The 20,823-nt window shown below is 56.3% G+C and carries 9 protein-coding genes; 1 reads left to right on the plus strand and 8 read right to left on the minus strand.

What is annotated here, in order from left to right; all coding sequences use genetic code 11:
* Nucleotides 1-29 precede the first annotated feature (29 nt).
* From ACZ439_RS26345 to ACZ439_RS26360, 4 genes are all read right to left on the minus strand, one after another.
* Entirely contained in the window at nt 30-1,727 is a 1,698-nt protein-coding gene (locus tag ACZ439_RS26345) for an S-layer homology domain-containing protein (RefSeq protein WP_464620407.1), read from the minus strand.
* 26 nt (nt 1,728-1,753) lie between these two features.
* Nucleotides 1,754-5,689 (minus strand): beta-L-arabinofuranosidase domain-containing protein, encoded by a 3,936-nt coding sequence (locus tag ACZ439_RS26350; protein ID WP_464620408.1) that lies wholly within the window; start codon nt 5,687-5,689, stop codon nt 1,754-1,756.
* Between the two features lie 19 nt (nt 5,690-5,708).
* Entirely contained in the window at nt 5,709-6,314 is a 606-nt protein-coding gene (locus ACZ439_RS26355) for a TlpA family protein disulfide reductase (protein WP_054797043.1), read from the minus strand.
* Between the two features lie 87 nt (nt 6,315-6,401).
* Nucleotides 6,402-15,101 carry a family 43 glycosylhydrolase gene (locus tag ACZ439_RS26360; protein ID WP_464620409.1) on the minus strand — a complete coding sequence of 2,900 codons (8,700 nt, stop codon included), beginning with the start codon at nt 15,099-15,101 and terminating at the stop codon, nt 6,402-6,404.
* Nucleotides 15,102-15,621: 520 nt separating this feature from the next.
* Between ACZ439_RS26360 and ACZ439_RS26365 the strand changes: the two genes are divergently transcribed.
* Complete coding sequence (locus ACZ439_RS26365) at nt 15,622-16,875, plus strand: copper amine oxidase N-terminal domain-containing protein (protein ID WP_464620410.1); 1,254 nt, start codon at nt 15,622-15,624, stop codon at nt 16,873-16,875.
* 121 nt (nt 16,876-16,996) lie between these two features.
* Here the strand turns inward: ACZ439_RS26365 and ACZ439_RS26370 are convergent, their stop codons facing one another.
* The 4 genes from ACZ439_RS26370 to ACZ439_RS26385 all read right to left on the minus strand — a co-directional run bounded on the left by ACZ439_RS26370 (nt 16,997) and on the right by ACZ439_RS26385 (nt 20,746).
* Nucleotides 16,997-17,419 carry a GlcG/HbpS family heme-binding protein gene (locus ACZ439_RS26370; protein ID WP_054799645.1) on the minus strand — a complete coding sequence of 141 codons (423 nt, stop codon included), beginning with the start codon at nt 17,417-17,419 and terminating at the stop codon, nt 16,997-16,999.
* A gap of 89 nt (nt 17,420-17,508) precedes the next feature.
* The gene (locus ACZ439_RS26375; protein WP_464620411.1) at nt 17,509-18,216 is read right to left on the minus strand and encodes a gluconate 2-dehydrogenase subunit 3 family protein; all 708 of its coding nucleotides are present in this window, start codon (nt 18,214-18,216) and stop codon (nt 17,509-17,511) included.
* A 136-nt stretch (nt 18,217-18,352) separates the two neighbouring features.
* Nucleotides 18,353-20,026 carry a GMC family oxidoreductase gene (locus ACZ439_RS26380; protein WP_127608979.1) on the minus strand — a complete coding sequence of 558 codons (1,674 nt, stop codon included), beginning with the start codon at nt 20,024-20,026 and terminating at the stop codon, nt 18,353-18,355.
* A gap of 177 nt (nt 20,027-20,203) precedes the next feature.
* Nucleotides 20,204-20,746, minus strand: coding sequence for a type 1 glutamine amidotransferase domain-containing protein (locus tag ACZ439_RS26385; RefSeq protein WP_464620412.1), 543 nt, complete (start codon nt 20,744-20,746; stop codon nt 20,204-20,206).
* Between the last annotated feature and the right edge of the window lie 77 nt (nt 20,747-20,823).

The raw sequence follows: 20,823 nt of genomic DNA on the forward strand, positions 1-20,823 counted from the left end.
GGGATCTTTCCTTCTCTTTCAGGGCACAGTTACTTCTTCAGCAAATTCAGGATGGCCTGCGCCGTCTCCGCACGTACGGCATCTGCTCCAGGATCGAACTGCATCGCCCCCTTGCCCTTCATCAGACCAAGCGCAATCGCCTCGCTCACCTCCGCCTGAGCCCAGCGCGATACCTCCGAACCGTCCGTAAACGTCAGAAGCCCGCCGCCGCCGGCCCCTGTCGCCTGACCGCCGTTCTGCTTATACGCTCTAACCAGCAAGGCTGCCATCTGCTCCCGGGTTATCGGGGCATCCGGCGCAAATTCGTTCAAGGAGACGCCCTGCACGATGCCCGCCTGATAGGCGGCCGTCACGTCGCTTGCGTACCAAGCGCTTGCCGCGATATCCGTGAAAGGCGACGGCGCAGCACTTGGCGCCAGTTCCAGACTGCGGACAAGCATGGCGGCAAACTCCGCCCGGGTCGTCTTGCCGTTCGGCTTGAACTCGGTTTCCGTTACGCCGTTCACTACATGCCGGGCAGACAGCACCTTCAAGGTGCGGTAGGCCCAATGCTCAGCGGGTACGTCCGCATAGGTCTTGTCGAGTTCCAGCAGCGCATAGCGGCTTAAATGCTCCAGCGTTACCGTCATTTGTCCGGAAGCGGGTTCAAGAGTGCCGCCTACATACGCCCATGCCTTCGTCGCTTCGTTGAAATAGTACACGCCGAGAAGCGATTCGTCCACCGTCGACGCGTCGTAAGTGAACGTGAGCTGAATGCCGCCTGAGACGATTCCTGCGTCAAACGCCTGACCGTCTGCCGACCGCAGCGTGACCTGCAGGTCATACACCACGCCGGCTATCTTGATCTTGGCTCCGGCTCCCGCAGTCGGTGCAGGAGCCGCCAGCCCCGTTACCGGAACCATCTTCACCTCCACGGTCGCCCCCTTCAAATCGTTCGCTCGGGCAGCCAAGGCAGCCAGCAGCTCCGGCTTCACCTTCATAGCAAGCTGTCCCGCTTGAACCTCCAACTCATGTCCGGATACCTTGTCAAAAGGAACGATAGCCGTCGATGCGCTCTCCGGCAGCCTTACGGACGCTTTGCCGTCCTTGACCTCCACCTCCGTTAGCGCGGCGGCATTCGGCTGTTGTCCGGCATTGCCTCCGCTGCTGCCGCCGCCGGTATCGCCTCCCCCCGTTGGGTCGCCGTCGGTTTCACCGCTGCCCGAAACCGATGCGCGTACCTCAAGTTCAGGCGACGCGGTGACCGCCGGCGCCTTGGAATCGGCCGGTATCAGCTTTACGCGCCCCAGCGTCACCGTCGCCTGTCCCGCTGATTTCGCCTTAAAGATGACCGTGCCGAGCGTGGCCTGCCCGCTTTGTCCTGAAGCGTCTCCGGTTTTGGTAAAGCCGAACAAAATATCGCCTTGGGCGAGCTTCTCATCGATCAGCCTTGGCGGACTGACGTTCGGATCCGGCGTAATGCTGAACCCTCCGGTTATTCCTGTGGACATCCTGATATATTCAAGCCGGCTCGTATCGAAATGCAGCTCCAAATCATAACCGTACAAATCGACCAGCTGTTCCCCCGTTATCGTAACGCGGAGCTCCTGACCGATGTTCAGGCTTGTGCGCGAAGCCGTCAATTCATAGGCCGGGCTGCCCGCCGCCGCTCCTCCCGGCGTGATCCAAACGGCTGCGCATAGACTAAGAGCGGTCGTTACCGCTGCCCACTTTCGACGCATACTCATGAACTGCTTCACCCTTTCTTCTCGTCTTAAATCGATCTTGCCACAATCGCAAGGTCTTCCATGTCCACCTTGCCGTCTTGGTTGACGTCGGCCTTAGCCGCATTCGCATCCCAGTCCGCCTCTTTCGATTGCTTCCCGTATGAACGGGCCGCCATCGCCAGGTCGCCTATGGTAACTCCGGCTGAGCCGTTCAGGTTGGCATTGATCCGCTTGGCCTCGAAGCGCTGTACGGCCTCCGTCAAGGCTTCGTAAGCGTTCTTCACCTGCTCCCCGGTTGCCTCCGCATCGGCCGCTACCAGACGGGCCTGCTCGATGGAGCTTTGGAGAGCCGCCTTCGCACCGGCGATGTAATACCCGTGCCGGTTATCCTCTGCCGCTGCATCGTGCTTGGTCTGTGCGTCGGCCGCCGCCTGCTGAAGAGCCGTTCTGTCAACGTCCGTGCCGACAGCAGCCCTTGAAGCAAGAGCGATGTAATCCAGCTCGTAAAAGCCTGCGTCCGCAGCCGTTCCCCGCATAAATTTGATGCTGTTGATCCCTTCCTGAAGCTCGACCTGAACGCTGGTCGCCATAAACCGGCCCCAGCCGATCGTCCCCGCCAAATCCACGTGTTGCTCCTGCCCGTCATTCACGATGATGCGGGCCGTTGCGGGACGATAATTCCCTGTATTCTGCGCATACCACACATACAGCCTGTATACACCGCTCTTCGGTGCGACAACCTCATTGAAATTGACATAGCTGTCGGGAAAATCGATATGGCCGACATAGCTCGAGGCGGATGCGTAACTGTTGTTCGTATTCACCTTGGCATTGTGGATCTGTGCTTGCTCCGCCTCGTATTTGGCCGGCGAGACGTTCTCGTCCCCGGTCACCTCCGGGAAGTAAGTCACGCGCAGATTTTCCGATCCGAACGGAACGAGCGTCAGGTTGACCGTGGGCTCCGCGGAATAAACCGGCCCTACCGGCGGCTCTGCCGCCGACACGCCGTTCGGGGCCTTGCCCCAGGTCGGGATCAGCTTGCCTTTGGCAACCAGCTTCACGGGCGTCTTCGCCTGCTCGAACGGATTGTCCGGCATCTCCGAGGTGACGACCTGAATCGATGCCTCCGGATGAGCCCGATCGATCAGCAGTCCGTAATTCCATGGATTGTCTGCCGTGATGTTGTACTGCTTAAAGCCGGGCTCCGTCACCTGAGGCGCCGGATTCGATTGCTCGGTCCACTTCTCGTCGATTTTCAACGAATAGACGAGCGGCCCGCGTTCGATGCCGACCGAATTATTCACCCACGTAGACATCCGAAGCTTCATCGGCAGCGTCAGCTCCACCGTATCGCCCTGGCTCCACGTCCGTTCAATCGTATAGTAGCCGCCGGATGTAACCGCCGGCTGCGGTTCCCCGTTCACCTTGACTGCCGCCCCGTCCGTCCAGGCCGGTATGCGCAGCTTGAGCGGAAAGGCTACACTGGCCGAAGCCTGCTCCACGGTAAACCGAAGCTGGTCCTCGAACGGATAATTCGTGGTCTCCCGAATCGTCACATCCGCTCCTTTGATTTTCGCCGATACCCGGCTCGGACCGTATGCAATCACGCCAAGTCCCCCGTCACTCGTTGCCGCCCACATATCTTTGACAAAATAAGGCCAGCCCATATGTAAATTGAAGCGGCAGCACGGAAAGCCGGAAAACGGCGACTGCACGGTGCCATTGTCGTAATTCTGCTTAAAGCCGTGGTCCGTATTCCGGCTCTGAATCTGATTCGGAAGCGAGTAATATTGATGTGTCTTGATGTCCTTGCTCATCGCGCCGGGAAGTGAGTTGAAGGTCAGCTTTTCAAGTGCGTCTCCTACGGACGCTTCGCCCGTGATCATCGCCGTCACCGCATCGCTGTGAATGCGCTCCACGATCGCGCAGAGCTCGACGCCCTGCGTCGATGCCAGACCCGAGAGCATCTCGGTGCCTGCGTTGATCCCGGTGATTTGATTGTGCGAGCGATTCAGATTTGCGACGCCGGCATCATAGGCGTTCTTATCCGCATCGTTTTTCGAAAGCTGGTAGTAAATCGCCGGCGTTTTGATCGATTGATTCACGTTTACGGTATGCTGCGTATAGAAATTGTCCGGGTTCGTCCGGGCCGGTTCCAAAAATTTGTTGTTCGTCAACAGATCCGTCACATCGAACCCTTGCGCGTTCAGCTTCTCCGCCAGCTGCAGCAATGACGCATCCCCTGTCCGGTTGTAAAGCCAGAGCACCACGTTCATGTTGTCGCCATTGCGTATTTTCCCCCAATCGAACAGCGGCCGCTGATCCAGATTCGCGAGCTGATAGTGAAAATACTTGGTGAGAAAATCGGTCACCCGCGCATCGCCGGTCGCTTCGTAATAGTCCTTCAGCACATAGATAGCAACCATCCGCGGCCACCAGTCATTGTCGCTCTTCGGTCCGAAATTACCGTCCGCTCGCTGGCTCTGCAGCATCCAGTTGACCCATTTTTGCGATTTGGCGATCAGCCCGGGATCGTTTAACGTATAAGCGAGCGCTACCAGGCCCTTCACATAATACACGGGCCGCTCCCAATTCGTATCGGGCGCCGTGCCTCCCAGCCATTCGGAGTTGCTGCCGAGCTCCGCATACAAATCCTCCGCGTAGCCGGTAGCTCCGTCCTTCATCAGCTCTAGCTGCTTCAGCAGCCAGCCTTCGGCCTTCACGGAGCCGAGCGGCAGCGAAACGAAGGGCGTTTGTACGAGCGGCGCTTTATTGGCTACCGGCTCCTTGAACGCTTCAACCGGAACGGCGTATTCGCTGGCGATGAAATGATCGAACACCGGCTGTCCACGCTCGACGCGGTAGCCGATTCCGCCGGACTTTAAACGCTGCGGGCTGTCATCCGTCACCGTAATCAAGGGCTTGTGCATATCCTCTACATACACCTGGATCTGATCACCGTACGTCGCAACCTTCAGCTGATACAACCGGTTCGGATCGACCTGTTCCAGCGCCTTCACCGTTTGCAGCACCGTACGGTCGCCGTTCATTCGCTCCAACGTCACATTTCCGTCGGCGCTTAATCCGGCATAATAGCCGTGAACGTTAGAGGATCCGGGCCCGGCACCGGCCACGCGGAAGAGCAGGCCGGCATTCGCATCCGCAGCAGCAAGCTTCAGCTCCGTTTCCACGGTGGCGTCGCCGAAGTCCGCGTCCTTGGCCAGCAGCTTCGCACCAGCGCCTCCGGCTTGCACAGTAACGCCTCCCGCTTGCAGGCCCCAAACGCCGTCGATCACCTTCCATTTCTCAAGCCCGGAGACTGACGGAGGATCCTCGAACGTATCCTCGAACGCCAAGCTTTCGTCTTGTTGCTTGATCCTCAGATTGTCGTAAATCGCCTCGGATTGATAGATCCGGACGCCGATTTTCCCCGATGCGTAGCTGTTATCGGTATGCTCCAGCACAAGGGCGTCATTCACATAAAAGCGAATGAGCGGGCCTGCAGCCGTCACTTTAAAACGATAGGTTACGTTCGGGTTCACCGTGATGGAAGAGCGCTTTAACTCCGTCCAGTTGTTATTCATCCGGCCGAGAAACACGCTGCCCGTGCCGCCGGCGCTGATTCCCGCATAATAGCCCTTCACATTGTCGGCTCCTGAAGAGGCGTCGGCGACCCGAAACAAAAGGCCGGCGTCCCCGTTACGATTGGCAAGGCTGATCTCCGTTTCGACCGTGAAATCCTGCAGCTCCGCGCTCTTGGCCAAAGCCTTGTAGCCCCGGCCTGCAGGCACGGTCAGCTTGCCGGATGAGATGGCCCACGAACCCTCGATGATCTCCCAATTGTCATTGATGTAGCTTTGATCAAAATGATCCTCTACAAAGCCGGGCGCTTTCGCAGCCGCTTCGAGATGAACCGCCGGCAGAAGCAGGCTGACATACAGTGTTAGGATCAGAAGCGCCGCGATTCTTGCCTGAAACCTCATGTGTCCTCATTCCTCCCCATTATTCGCTCGACAAGCGCTCCAGCTTCTGCTCGAACTCTATCGGATCGGCCATATGGAACGTATCGGCGATATAACCGTCTTTATCGATCAGAAATGTCGTCGGCAGTGCATGAAGCTCGTATAAATAAGCCGCACGCTTATTCTCGTCCATCAGCGTCGGATAGGCTAAGCCGTTCATCCGCATGAACGCCGAGATGCGCTCGGGGTTCTTTTCTTCCGTCGAGACGTTGATTCCGTAAAAGTCCACATGATCCTTGTACTGCTCATGCAGCCGCTTCAACGTGGGAGCCTCCACCGCGCACGCCTCGCACCAGCTGGCCCAAAAATGGATCAGCACCGGCCGGTTCCTAGATCCGCCGATCGTTACCGTTTCGCCCTCCAACGTCTTCAATGTAAGAGAAGGCGCTTGGACGCCGGAATGCCTACGCTGTGAAGCCGTCTTCGGCGCCTCAGCCGTCATCAAGATTTGCTCCATCGCTTTGGCATCGATCTTGCGGGCGGGATCGAAGCCAGTCGGCTCCGTCAGTTTAAGGTTCTGCACCAAGGTGAAGCCGGTGATCAACAGCGCCAGCACCAGCAGAATCGGCAGCCCTATTCGTTTCATAACCGGTCGTCACTCCTTCCGAGGCTTCTGCCATTTGCGAAGAAACGCCCCGCAGGTGCAGCCGCCGGGCGTCTCTTCGCTTCATTCCTAATCCAGCATAGCTCTGGCTACAATCACCAGATCCTCAATGTCCACCTTGCCGCTGTAGTTCACATCCGCTTTCATCGCTTGCTCATCCCATCCGGGCTGACCGGATTGCTTGCCGTAGGACGCCGCCGTTAAAGCCAGATCTCCGACGGTAATCCCGCCTGAGCCGTTCAGATTGGCATCGATTCTCTTCGACTCGAAAGCGGCCAGCGCCTCCGATACGGTCCGCAGCGCCTCGGTTATCTGCTGCGGCGTAGCTTCCGCGTTCACCGCCGTTGCAGCCGCATGGTCGATGGCAGCCTGGAGCGTCGCCTTGGAGCCCGGTACATAAGCGCCATGGCGATTGTCTTCCCATGCGCCGTCATGCTTCGCTTGTGCGGTTGCGATCGCCTGAACCAGCGCTTCCTTGCTTGCCGCCTTCGCCGTAATTTGCAGACTGTGCGAGGCGCCCTTCGCCATCAGCTCGGCGCCTGCTTCATTCGCAATGGCAATGCCGCTTACCGAAACGACGGTCTGCACCGCTTCCGCGACAGGCAGCGTCTGGAACGTCAGTTTGAGCCAGTCGCCGTTCGCCGGGAGTCCGGCGCCGAGCGCCGCCGCCAAGATGCGGACCTTGCCCGGTGCAAGCAGCCTCTTCTCTACGATCGCTATGCCTTCACGCAAAGCTGCGGCATCCTTAAGCTCAACCTGGCTCGGATCGAAGCTTACGGTCACATCAAGCGCATTGATATGCTCGAAGTCAACCGTCGTCACCGCGCTTAGACCGAAGGTCAGGTCGAAGGCCATGCCCCCTGCCGTAGACGCTGCTCCTGCCAACACGGACTGTGCTTTGGCATGGGAAGGCACCGGCTGCGGTGTAATTGTCGGTCCCCAGACCTCCAAAGCGTCGATTCCTCCCGGCTGCGGCACAAAATGCACGCGGTCGATCGCCAGCTTTCTCGGCTCGGTCGTACCGGCCTTGTAGTGCGTGTGGTACACCATGAACAGCTCCGAGCCGTCCGGAGAGCCGATGAATGAATGATGTCCCGCTCCCGGCACGATGGCGTTCGATTTCATGATGGGATTGTACGCGTACTTGGTCCAAGGGCCTGTAGGCGTCGGCGCTGTCGCATAGCCTACCCCATAATCCGGACTCTCGAAATGGTTGCCGGAATAGGTCAAGTAGTACAGCCCGTTATGCTTCAGGACAAAAGGTCCTTCGTTGATGTTCGCCACCGGTGCCTTCTGGCTCAACTCCCACGTCTGTGTAGCGCGGAATACGAACCTCAACGTATCTTCCTTGATGCTCTTCATATCGTCGTTCAGCTCGGCAACCCAGATCTCGTTGCCGTTATTGAAGCGGACAAAGTACATATAACGTTTGCCGTCATCGTCGGTGAAGATGTGCGCGTCGATTTCCGGCGTATTCAGATGCAGCGGCTGCTGGACCTCCTGCACGAACGGCCCGAGCGGCGAAGTGCTGGTGGCGACCGCAAGCCGTTCCTGAACCGCATAGTACATATAGAAGATGCCGTCCTTCTCGACGACCTCCGGCGCCCAGAATTGTTTATCGCCCCATGAATGGTCCTTATGCAGCGCCCAGCCGTCATGCGCCGTCCAATTCACGAGATCCGGGGAAGAATACACCTTGATTCCGTTAGGCATGTTCGGCCAATCGGCCGTATTCGTTCCGTACAAATAGTACATGCCATCATGCTTCAGGATAAACGGATCGGCGACGCCCGGAACCACGGCATTCGTGTAGGTCGGACCTGCCGGAAGCCCGCTTTCGTCGATCGAGGTTACCCTTACATTGTCAAAGTCCGCATCCGCATTCCAGGTGCGGAAGCCGATCCGGCCTGTGGCCAAATGGGAAGCTTCCAACAGATCGAACTTCGGATACCCGTTTACGTTCAGCGGATTGTCATTGACATAAATCTGGAGATGATCCTCCCGTGCGATCACCTTCAGATGCACCCATTCATCGGCTGCGACCGGAAGCTTCCTGGACGCAAGCTCCGTCCATGTTCCTCCCGAGTTCGAGCCCAGGACCACAGATTGATTGGCTGCGCTGATCCCAAGGTAGTAGCCCTCGTACGCATCCGCTCCAATCTCTGCACTAGTTGCCCGGAAAAGAAGCCCTGCTTCATTCCCGCCGGCGATATGCACATCCGCCTCCAGCATGAAGTCCGTAAAGCTCTGTCCGTCAAACAGCGCCTTATGACCGGCTCCGGCCTTCACGGAAAGCCGCCCTTCGGCCGCCGTCCATACCCCGCCGTAAGTCGACCAGCCGTCAGCGGCATTGTCAGTGAAATCATCCGTAAACAGTACGCCCGATGGCAGAGCGGTATCTTCAACGGTCACCACCGCTTGATCCCAGAAGTCTCCATTCACCGATGCCGCCTTGATTACCGTACGGCCCGGTGCCTTCGCTTCAACCAAACCGCTGCTCGTAACGGCCGCGATCGACGGATTCGACGAGCTCCAGTGAAGCTCCTTCCCGCTGGCGCCGAGATTCGTCAGCTGCACGTTCCCGCCCGGCCGCAGCGTTACCTTTTTCGGATCGAGCTTCACCCCGCCTTGAATGGCCCGGATCGCGAAATAATCGAATTTGGCATCAATGCGATCATTTGTCGCGACAATATTGTTGGCGAACAAACCAACCTTAATATCGGTCAGAGTTGCGGTTACCGGATCGGCGGCTTGAAGCCATTCATACCCGTTCCAATAATACGTCGTATACACATTGCCCAGCTTTCTGATTTTCAGGGTAATCGTGTCGCCGCCGGGATGTGCAGCGGGATTGCCCGGCTTCTTGTAGCTGCGTCCGATCTCATAGGCCGTTTCGATGGTTGCTCCGTTCACCCAGACATGGGCCAGCTTCACGAAATGATCGGCATCCTGCCAGATAAACAGTCCGCCCTGCTGATGATTTTTGGCGATCGGCGCCGTGACCTTCGTTACGATTTCGAAATCGCCGCTTCCCGGATTGCGCAGGAACACGTTGTTTTGACTGTTATTGTCCTGATATACATCGGTCGGCGTCGTATGAATGGTCAGCGCTCCCGGATTTTGCGTCAAGCTCCAGTCGCCCGGGCTTTCTTGGAAAATCGACCATTCACCGCTCAGCGCGGCGTTGTCAAACGAGTCCACCTGAAAGCCGGTCAGATCAGGCTCGCTCGGCAAGCCCCGTACGGTAACTACGGCCTCCGTGAACAGAGCCGGATTTCCGGCGCTTGCCACCTTCACGGCAGCCGTTCCCGGCTTCAGACCTTTAATGAACAAGGTCGTGCTGCCGGTAGCCGAATCGACTACGGATTCCGTGACTAACGCCACCTCCGGATTCGACGATGTCAGGGTCAACTGCTTCATCGTGCCGGCAAGCGGTCTAACTGCGGCCACGATAGCAGCGGTTTCCCCTTGAGCCAGCGTTAAAGCCGTCTTATCGAGCATAACGCTCTCTACCGGAACAGCCGAACCGCTGCTTTCCAGCGCCTCCAGAATGATGCTGTCAAGCTCCGCGAAATGGTTTCTTTTGGTAAGTTTGATCGTGTTCGCGCCCGCATTCAGGCTGATATCGATCGACGTCGGGTTATAGCGCTCCCAGCCGTAATTGCGGTAGCTGATGACTTGAGAAGCCGCACCGTTCACCGATACGTCGTGCTGCGCCGCAGCTCCGCCTGCGGTGCCATTGGCTGCCATCACGATCAAGGAGTACGTGCCTGCCCGCTCCACATTCACATGAAAGATTACGCCGTCGGTGCCCGTGTTGTCCAAGCGACCGACAACCTTGCCTCCCGAAGCGTCAGCGCTGTTGCGGATTTCAGCCGTTCCCAGCAGCTCGCCGTACTCCGCTTCGTAGTGGTAGCGCTCGACCTCCGGTGTACCGGATGGCTGCTCCACCGGCGAACCGTAGGCAGCCGGAGTTCCGAAGTTCGGCGTACCGTCCGCATTCCATGTAAACTTCTGGGCTCGCACGCTGCGATTGCCCCAGCTTCCGCCCGACCTCAGGTCGGCATGGTAGACGATCCAATCCTCTGTTCCGTCCGGGGACGTCGTGAAGGTATTGTGACCGGGCCCGAAAGCGCCCGGCGCTTGACTGAATACAGGACCGGACTTCGTCCAGGATGCCGGATTCAATACATCGCCGTCCAAATTTGTCAGCAGACCCAGCTTGTATTCGTCCGTCCAGCTGCCGCTGGCCGAGTAAACGATAAACAGCTTGCTGTCTTTCTTCAAAATTTCCGGCCCTTCATTAATATAAGGCGTACCTATGCGTTCCCAAGGCTGATCCGGGGTGGACAGCTGTACCCTCGATCCGCTGATGGTCCACGGATCGCTCATCGGCGCGATGTAAATGTTCTGCTTCTCATTGACATCGCCTTCCCATCCGGACCAGATAAAATACATGGAACCGTCGTCCTTCTCGAGTACGGTCCCGTCGATCGCCCATTTATCCGAGGCGTCGGCGATTTTACCCTTCAACGTATACGTGCCTTGCGGATCCTGTGAATTGCCCTCAAGTACATACATGCGGTGATTGGCGTTGTTGCCGTCGTCCGCCGCAAAGTATATGTACCATTTGCCCTTGACATACTGCAGTTCCGGCGCCCATAGCTCCTTCGAATACGGCTCCCCGGCCGGAGGCGTGTATACCGTTACACGCGGCGCAGTGCCGATATCCTGAAGCCGCCTGGCCTTGGCGACCTGAAGGGAAGAATCACTGTCGGACTTCACGTAATAGTAGAAGCCGTCCTTGAATACGATGCTCGGGTCAGCGGCGCCCGCACCGCCGGAAACCGGTACGATCGGGTTCACGAAAGTCGTTCCGGCGCTAACCGTTACTTCGGAGGTCGCCGTCGCTCCCCCGTCTGCCGCGGTTACGGTTATTGTAGCTGTGCCCTTGTTCACACCCCGGACGAGTCCGGTGCTGTCGACAGCGGCTGCCCCGGTATTGCTGGAGCTCCAAAGCAGCTGCTGGTTGGAGGCGTCGATCGGTTCCACCACTGCGTTCAATTTTTTCGTTTCGCCCGCTCTCAGGCTGAAGGAAGGCGTATCCAGCATGACCGACTGAACGCTTTTGCCCGTATAAACCGGCCGCATGACCTGCTTCGCCAAGCCTGGTCCGGACCATCGCACATGCATACTGGCGTCTCCCGCCGCGTGCGCATACTCGATGCGGACCGTGTACGTTTGTCCGGCGTTCAGCGCGATGTCGCCGCTGACTTCCTCCCTGCCGCCGCTCGTCTTGTCGACGACCTTCGTATCGCCGATCCACACCCCTGCCAGATGATCGCTGTCGACATAGACCGTATGCACGCCCGATTGAACCGGCTTGATGGAGCCGACCCAACGGATCGAAAATTGGTCCTCGCCGATGCCCGCCGTCGGATCGGGCGAGCCGGTTCCTTTCTCGTCGCCAAGATCGAAGTCAACACGTGGCGTGATCGAAGATTTAGCCAAGGTTGTGAAGCTCGCGTCTTTAAAGTACTTCACCTGAAACACCGGCAGCGTGTCGAAGGCCGGTCCGGTGAGCGCCTTGATGTCGTTGACATCCCACGGATGCCCGTCAGGGTAAACGATGCCGTGGAACGGAATCTCCGGCTCTGAAGTCAGCGGAGTCACATCCGATCCCCATGGGAAGCGGGTGTTATCCCGGCCGATGCCGAATTCCCACATGACGAACCCGATGCCTTGGTCCCCATAATGCCGCACGACGCCGGGTACCGATTGCGTCAGCCGGTTCATCGTTTCATCGGCCAAAATTTGTTTGCTTACGCCAAACGGTGTCGGGTAATCGGATTCATACGGATGCCATGTGATAAAATCCGATGTTGGGCCGCCCGAGAATTGGGCCCCCGTCGACGATACCGGCAGGCTGGAGCCGGTTTCCTTGATCCAAATCCGCGTATCGTTCATGATTTGCTTCGTAATTTGGTCCATCAGTCCGCTTTCGCCGTTGCTCGGCTCGTTATAGATGTTCCAGAAGGCGATTCGCGGATCGTTCTTATGCGCATTGACAATGCCCTGCACATAGCTTTTCAAATCTTCCTTATTCGCGGCGTAGTTCGCTTTGATGTCATCCCCCGGGGCCTCTACCCAGCGGCTGTTATGAGCGCCGTACCTTGGCGGCAGCTGCGGTCCCGGCACCGGATGATCGTCCCAGCAGTCGTCGAAGAACACGATCTCCACCTTGATGCCGTACTTATCGGCCAGCTGCAGAAAATCCTCCAGATTGGCGAGCAGCTTTGCACTGTCGTTCTTCCACAGCAGGTTGTGCAAAAATACCCGTACGAAATTAATCCCGTACGTATGAGCATACGAAAGCTCCCGGTCGTTTACCTCATGATTGTACGCATCCCACTGCTGCAGCTGGTTGACCGCATGGGTCGGTACGAATACCGCGCCCTTCACCCACGACCAATCATAGGTCGGCTGCACGACTGCGCCTGCGTCTTGTACGCGGATGTTATCGTAGCCTGCGTTCACCCAGTGCGACCGCACGCCGATGGCCCCTGTAGTGTAAGCGCTGTCAACTGCGCTGACGATATGCTCGCCGTCGACATAAATATCGATTTGGCTGCCTAAAGCCGTCACTTTCAAGCGGTACGTTTTATTTGGCTGCACCGGGTACATAATCGATGCGAGCTCCGTCCAGCTGTTGCTTAAACGACCCAGCTGGACGCGGCCGTTCACCCCAAGGCCGGCATAATAGCCTTTCATGCTGTCGGCTCCGTTGCTCGGATCGCTTACGCGGAAAATAAGCCCGGCGTTATCGTTGTTGACGCCGTCTTGGAGCGTAATGTCGGCTTCATAGGTGAAATCGGCAAAGTCAGTGCCTTCCGCGACCGACTTGAAGCCGGCGCCTTTGTTCACGCGGTAAGCGCCGTCGGCTGCATTCCATACGCCGCCGTAGGTCGTCCAGCCGTCCGCTTGCTTGTCATTAAAGTCTTCCGTAAAGCTGTGTTCTTCCTTCGTAAACACAGACGTTTGCGTCGACGAATCGAGCATTCCTTCTTTCACCGCGTAGGCTCTCAGCACGGTCGTTTGTGTGACAGTCAACGGCGAGCCGTAAACAGGCGAGCTCGTATTAGGCATGCTCCCGTCTGTCGTATAATGGATGGTGGCCCCGGGTGTAGGGCTTAGGATCATAACCGTTTGCGAGCCCTTGAATGTCCCCCCGCCGGGGATAAAGACCGGCGCTTTCGCTTGGGACGTCACCTTCGTCAGGCTCAAGAGCGATACATTATCGTACACGGCCGACTTGTTGTCGTTCCATGCGCGCAGTCCGATCGTTCCGGACGGATAGGTTTCGTCCGTGAAGGCGGTGACGAGCTTGCCGTTCAAATAAATGTAGTAGCGGGCGCCGAGCGCCACGACCTTGAGCCGGTTAAATTCGTTTGGCTTCACATCCGCCACCGTTTGGGATATACCGGTCCAGCTTCCCTGACCGCCATTGCCGGCCGAGTTCATTTTGCCGACAATCAGGAACCCCGCCGTATTCAGACCTGCATAATAGCCGTTCATCTTATCCGCGCCATGGCCCGGATCGCTTACGCGGAAGATGACCCCGCTGTCCTGAAGCGTCCCTTGCGGATTCAGATCAACCTCCAGCTGGAAGTCGCCGTACACCGCATCCACCACGGCCTTGTCACCGCGCGGATTCGTGACCTGATACGCGTAAACATCCTGCGAAACCGTCCAGCTTCCGGTTTGTTGACCGGCATACGTCGTCCAGCCCGACGAATTTCCGTCGTCGAAGTTTTCGGTAAACACCGGCTCCTGACCGGCTATGACGTAATGCGCGCTAACGACATCGGAAACCGTCTCCCCCGCCTTCTCCGCATAAGCTTGGATAAGGGTCGTCGTTGCGATGGAAATCGGGGATGAATAGACGGGGGATGTCGGATTCGGCGCGCTTCCGTCGACCGTATAGCGGATCGTGGCTTCCGATGTGCCTGCGGTTAACGCCACGAGCTGCTCGGAGGCGTACGTCCCGCCGGTCGTAAGAAACTCGGGCTCCGCCGTCGTTTGCGCCGCATAGGCCTTCGCTTGAATGTTGTCAATCACCGAGGTTCCCCACCAGGTTCTTAAGCCCACGGCGCCTGCAGACGTTATTTCCTTGCCGTCATTGTCCGTGAAGTCGATCTTAGGCGTGTTCATGTCATTCACAAAGACTTGAATCCGGTTGCCCACCGCGATCACCTTCAGATGCGCGTTGGCGGAGTCAATCGGTGCTGTCGTGAGCTCCCTCCACTCATTGTTGCCCGTCACACGGCCCAGCATGACTTTCTTGTCCACGCGCAAGGCGGCGAAATAACCGTTGTAGCCATCCGCAACGTTATCGCTTACATTTGTGACCCGGAATATAAGCCCGCTCTGATCCGAATGAATGCCGCCAACTTGAAAATCAGCTTCATAGATCAAGTCGGCGAAGCTTGTATGTTCGGCAATGACCTTGGCTCCGGGTGAACCGTTTACCGTGTATTGCCTGGCTTCATTCACTTGCCATCTTCCCCGGTTTGCGGCATCTGCCGATCCGTAAGCCTTCCAGCCGTCGGCAATCCCGTCGTTGAAATCTTCCCTGAACACGGCTAGCGGCTCCCCGACAGCTGCGGCCAGCGGAATCGGCGGCATTAGGGCCAGCATCATACTACTAATGAGGACGTAAGCCAGCGCCTTTCGAATGTGCGAATATGTAACCGAACCTTTTTTTCTCAATCGACTACCTCCTTTCGGGACTCCTTGATGATTTTGCGGTCTGCAAGCTACGATGTCTTCACGACAAAGTACGATTCATCATCTCACCTTCTACCTCTCCAGATTTAGGAACTAGCTTAAGCATAACAAGAAGCACTCCTAAAGTATTTGCAATTTCCAGCGATTTTTTAAGCTATTTCATCCCATTTGCTGCCGTCCGGTCATACTGACGATCCTGCCGGCCCATCTGCGGCTCCGGGATTTCGTCTGCCATGATAAATCACACTTAAGCACTTGGATATATGTCAATGGAAATTGCCGCCATTCGACATCGCATTCGAGCACTGGATGGGAATAAAGGCACGCCACCCGGGATAACCTCCTCAGGTGATCGTCAAACCATGAAAAATTGACTAGATTTGATCCCCCTGGATACCCATTTTTATTTCCAGAATTTATAGTATGATAATTCATTATTGGTTGGATTTTACATTAGTACAAATGGTTCTGGATTTTATCAACATTATTTTGGAGGGTTAGGATGAAAAGAACAAGTACAACCTTTAAGCTCCTGCTTGGCTCACTTGCTATTACATTAAGCTTTGGCTCGGTTCCCCGCCATGCCTCGGCGGCGGATACGGCGTTCATTAACCAGATGAGCGATCAATACCATGCCTTTGAGAAAAAACATCGGGATATATACAAGGCTTATCTCCAGAATGAAAGACATTTGTATGACACGTATCACGGTCAAATGACGTCGGTTTATAACGAGCTTATGCGGGTCGCGCACGCAGACCTCGATGGGATGACAAGCATTCTGGAGAACGATATCCAGCAGTTGAAAAAAAGCTACAAGGAAAGCAGTAGTGCATTTAGAGACTATGTGAGGACGACTGACAAGAACCGGGCAGGGGGTCCGATGGATCTCTATGAGGACACGATGGATCCGAACGACGCAGGCAGCCCAATGGATCTTTTCGAGGACAGCTTAAATCCTGATTCGGCAGGCGATGCTGCGGATCTTTATGATGACACACTCAACCCCGATTCGGCAGGCAGCGCCATGGATTTGTATGACGATGAGGTGAACCCCGACTCGGCGGGTAGCGTGATGGACCGGTTTGACGATGAATCGTCTATTCACAGCGCAGGCAGCATTATGGACCGCTATGACGACGGCGACCTGCCAAAGGCCGAGGCGGAAAAGCTGATGGCGGAGGCTCTTGTCCAAGCGGAAGCGGATATGAACAAGCGGATCAGCGACACCCAGCGAAGTGTCCAAAACCGAAAGAACGAGTCACTGCGAGACATACGTGACGCCTGGTTAAACGTCAAGCATGCGATTCTGCAGCAACGCGAGAGAACCATTGCCGAAGTTTCCGCAGCACGGGAGAGGCTGACCGGAACAGGCATCGATTTTAAACCTTTAATCCTGGATGACTGGATTACGGTAGTCGTAGACGGGGATTATCTGATCTTCGAACAGCCGCCGGTCATCGTCAACGGTAACACGCTGGTGCCTATGCGGGCTATTTTTGAGAAGCTTGGAGCTGAAGTGCTCTGGAACGCCGGCGATCAATCAGTCACAGCCAACAAAGGAGCGACGTCAGTCTGGCTTCAAATCGACAACAGCAGCGCCAAAATCAAGGGTCAGGATCAAACGTTGGAAGCGGCTCCCAGAATAGTGAACGGGAACACGCTGGTCCCTTTACGGTTTGTCAGCGAAGCGCTCGGAGCTAACGTACACTGGGACGACAACAAAAAAACGATCACCATCACACCCGCTTCCTAAGTCTGGTTTCCAAGGGCGAATAAACGAACGAGAGCATCCACCTCAGCAGGTGTTGCTCTCGTTTTTCAATGTACGCCTAACACCCAGTCAATACGAACGTATGTATCGTTCCGCAAGGAACTTACTCCAAGATGCTTAATGCTGCTTTAGCAACTTCCATATCCTCAGTATAATGCCCGCCACTAACACCGACACCGCCTATGACTTGATCATCAACTTTGATTGGATAACCGCCGCCAAAAATAACTAAACGGTCTATACCAGTCTGTGCAGCGGCAGCCAAAGCAGGATCATCTTTAATGATTTTGTTCCAGACATCAGTTGGAAACTGGAAGCCGGCAGCTGTATAAGCCTTATCCTGAGCAATTTGAATCCCTACTACAGGAGCCCCGTCCATTCTACTGAATGACTTCAAAACACCACTTTCATCAACAATCGCAATCGTAAAAGACTTACCTATTTCTTGAGCTTTTTGTTCTGCAGCAGCAAGTAACCGATGTGCAAGTTCTGTTGAAATGCACGCTTTCTGGAAGTAGTCGGGCATATCATGACCTCCTCGAATAATTGATAGCCTCCCGGCATTCGCCGAGGCAGGACATGGTGGACCAGATGCTCCTGGTTCCACCCCAACATTTACTCTCCTTGTTTCTCCTTCAGGAAAGGGATCAAATCGGCCCAGTCGAAATCTTGGACATAAACATCCCTTACGCTGAACTCGCAGCTATTGGTATCGGCCAAGGATTCAGGGCCGGGAAAGCCGATAACCTTCCAGTTGACGTTCTCCTTGTTGCCCCCGTAGACCGGGTCGCTATAGTACCCTTGCCGGGTGTGGAGCGCCAAAGCACTGAAGAAGTCCATGCCCTCGTCGAACGTACCCTGGAGAAAGGTAGCGTGCTCACTCTCAGTAGAAGTGAGGCTAATGGGCTGCGGCTTCGGCCTCCCTGAAATAGTTACCAAAACCTCATCCTGCTGGTCCTCGTTCAAATCCTTGAAAGCTGTACCGAACTTCTCTTGAGAGATCTTGTCAAGCTTCCGGATCCCTTCACGGTAAGTCTCCTGCATCTCGGCGATGCGCTCCCGCCATGCGTCGGCCTCTCTACCCTCTATCTGCAGAAACCCGCTCCCGTCGGCCGATGCGTAGATGTAGTCTATGCCGGAAATGTAACGGTCGATGAATCGGACTACGCCAGCCTCCCGGGCGCCTGGATCATGATCTGTCGGTATGATCCGGGCTGATGCGGCTTCGATCGTCTCCCACTCGTGCTGATCGAAGAATAAGCGCTTGTCGGTCTCGTAATCCACCGGAGACCCAATAACGGTCCAATCTGCTTTACTTGTCATGGGACACACTCCCCTTTGTTAGAATAGTCTCTCGGAACATAATTTTCCGCATTAGCTCCCCCATTCAGGGGGGAAAACAAACTTGACAAATCGATATCGCCCCAACAATTTAATAGATCCGTCTATTTCCAAATCTCTATTTAGACCCGATGGAATGCTGATCCTCGCGACCCTTGGCATGGACTCCGGCGATATATTCGGAACAACGCCAAGCGTTGGCCATCATTGTGAGCGTCGGGTTGACCCCTAGGGACGTCGGGAAGCTACTCCCATCCAGGATGTAAAGGTTATCGACATCGTGCGCCTGGCACCACTTGTTCAGCACGCTCTTGGAGGGATTGTTGCCCATCCGCGCAGTTCCGTGTTGGTGGCAAGTATTGCCGGTCAACGAGTTTTCGGGAACAACTTTGATGGTCTTCGACGCCCCCGCTGCCTCGAGAATCTCCGCGTTTTTGTCGACCATCCAATTCGCCATGCGAATATCGTTCGAGTGGGGTTTGTACGTGATCCGCGCAACCGGTAACCCCCAGGCATCCGTAACATTGGGGTCAAGATCCACTCTATTGGACTCTTGAGGCAAGTCCTGAAGGATAATCCCGATCTTCATGGAGTAGTTGTAAAAGTCGCGGTCCGCATCCTTCATGGCCATCCCCCACTCCGGCCTATCCGGGAAAACCCAGTTGATGGGGTGTCCTACTTGTGACGCCGCAAGGATACAACCGCCGATGTGTCCCCGTTTCTCATCGGTCTCGTAGAACTGCATCGAGCCTCCACTGATATAGTGACCGGCAAACCCGTAGAGGGGATCGTGCAACTCCTTGTCGAAGAGACCGGTAGCGAACGCATATTCGTGGAAAGTCGCGTACTTCCCGACCAGTCCACTGCTATTGGCCAAGCCGTCCGGGAATAGATTGGATTTGGACATCAACAGCAGCCGCGTCGATTCTATAGCACCGCCGCATAAAACCACGACGCTGGCTTCCTGTTCGACCTCGCGCCCCTCCAAATCGATGTAGATGACTCCCTTGGCACGGCCATCTTTGTTTAGGGTGACTTCACGGATATGGCACCCGGTTCGCAGCTCGCAATTTCCTGTCGCCAGGGCTTCGGGAATGAAGGAGGTCAATGTACTCGACCGAGTGGTTCCCGGGTCGCCGTACTGATTCCAGAACCCTGTGTAGTTCGATGGAGTCCTCCCCTTATGAGGCTTCGTAATGAGGGCATGAGGAATCGGGAACGCGTTTATCCCGAGCTTCTTGCTCCCCTCGTAGAATTTCTTCCCAAACCGTGTCGGCTGCAACGGTGGAGTAGGATACCCTTTGCTCCGCCGTGGTTCATACTTGTTTGCTTCAGCAAGACCGGAGACACCGAACTCCCACTCCACCTTGGTGAGGTAGGGTTCGAGGTCATCATAGGTGATAGGCCAATCCGCAAGGTCGGCACCCTCAATATCACCATGCAGAGAATGCATCTTAAAGTCACATTCCAACGGACGCGGGACCCATCCGGCCCAATGCACCGTACCTCCGCCGACCATTTGCGGCGTAGGGGAAAACTGGAACCGCTTCGCTTCAGCTTGTTCATCCGCTCGCACAGTCCTCGGGCTGATCTTCGGGTCTGGCCAAAGGTAGTTCCGGTTAACATACTTAAGTTCATCACCCGAGAAGTTCTCCGGCTTCATCCGGGGACCTTTCTCTAACACCACTACTTTCAAGCCTGCTTCTGCCAGAACCTTTGCGGTAGTGCCGCCGGTGGCACCTGCCCCCACGATACACACGTCGACCGGGTCGGGCTTCTTAACATACGTCATATATATCTTCCCTTTCTAGACGATTTGGTTCCCGCGAAATGGATGGTTAAGGCTCCTAACCTATCGACTTCGCGGGTTTGGTTGTTTTCCTCTTTCACATTACCGCCTAATGCTTCGGACGGTCAGCGATACTCGTTCTCGTCCATCGCTGCAACGCGCACCGTCGCACGCGCCTGCTTAGACGCCGCTGCTCACCGATGCCCGTTCCAGGTACTTGACGATCTCCCGGGCGAAGGCCGGCAAATCTTCAGGCGTCCGGGACGTAATCACGTTCCCGTCGCACACGACCTCAGCATCTACCCACTCGCCCCCGGCGTTCACCACGTCGTCGCGAATCGGCAGATAGCCCGTCGCCCGCCGCCCGCGTACCGCACCCGCTGACGCGAGCATCCATCCGCCGTGGCAGATAGCCGCCGTCAACTTCCCGGACTCGTACGCCCCGCGGACAAGATCGACCATGGGCTTAGAGAGCCGCATGTGATCCGGGGCGAATCCGCCGGGAATCACAACCGCGTCGAACTCATCCGCACTGACCTCGTCCGCGGACCGGTCAGCCGTGATCGGGTAGCCGAGTTTACTGTCATAAGTGGATTTCCTGCCCGATCCGACGATTACGACCGTCGCTCCCTCCTCTTGGAGCCGGAGGACCGGATACCACGCCTCCAGCTCCTGGTAATCATCCTCGATAAGCAGCGCAACGCGCCTGCCGGTTAGCCTCATATCTTTCGCTCCCTTTCATGAACATCCATGATCAACTTCCGTTCGTGTTCCTAGCCGGCAATCGCCGGTCCTTGCCG

Source organism: Paenibacillus sp. JCM 9796, assembly GCF_055379675.1.

Bases quoted from the DNA above. Each gene is read 5' to 3' on its own strand.
- ACZ439_RS26345 (WP_464620407.1), bottom strand. From the start codon at position 1,727: ATGAGTATGCGTCGAAAGTGGGCAGCGGTAACGACCGCTCTTAGTCTA.
- ACZ439_RS26350 (WP_464620408.1), bottom strand. From the start codon at position 5,689: ATGAGGTTTCAGGCAAGAATCGCGGCGCTTCTGATCCTAACACTGTAT.
- ACZ439_RS26355 (WP_054797043.1), bottom strand. From the start codon at position 6,314: ATGAAACGAATAGGGCTGCCGATTCTGCTGGTGCTGGCGCTGTTGATC.
- ACZ439_RS26365 (WP_464620410.1), top strand. From the start codon at position 15,622: ATGAAAAGAACAAGTACAACCTTTAAGCTCCTGCTTGGCTCACTTGCT.
- ACZ439_RS26370 (WP_054799645.1), bottom strand. From the start codon at position 17,419: ATGCCCGACTACTTCCAGAAAGCGTGCATTTCAACAGAACTTGCACAT.
- ACZ439_RS26375 (WP_464620411.1), bottom strand. From the start codon at position 18,216: ATGACAAGTAAAGCAGATTGGACCGTTATTGGGTCTCCGGTGGATTAC.
- ACZ439_RS26380 (WP_127608979.1), bottom strand. From the start codon at position 20,026: ATGACGTATGTTAAGAAGCCCGACCCGGTCGACGTGTGTATCGTGGGG.
- ACZ439_RS26385 (WP_464620412.1), bottom strand. From the start codon at position 20,746: ATGAGGCTAACCGGCAGGCGCGTTGCGCTGCTTATCGAGGATGATTAC.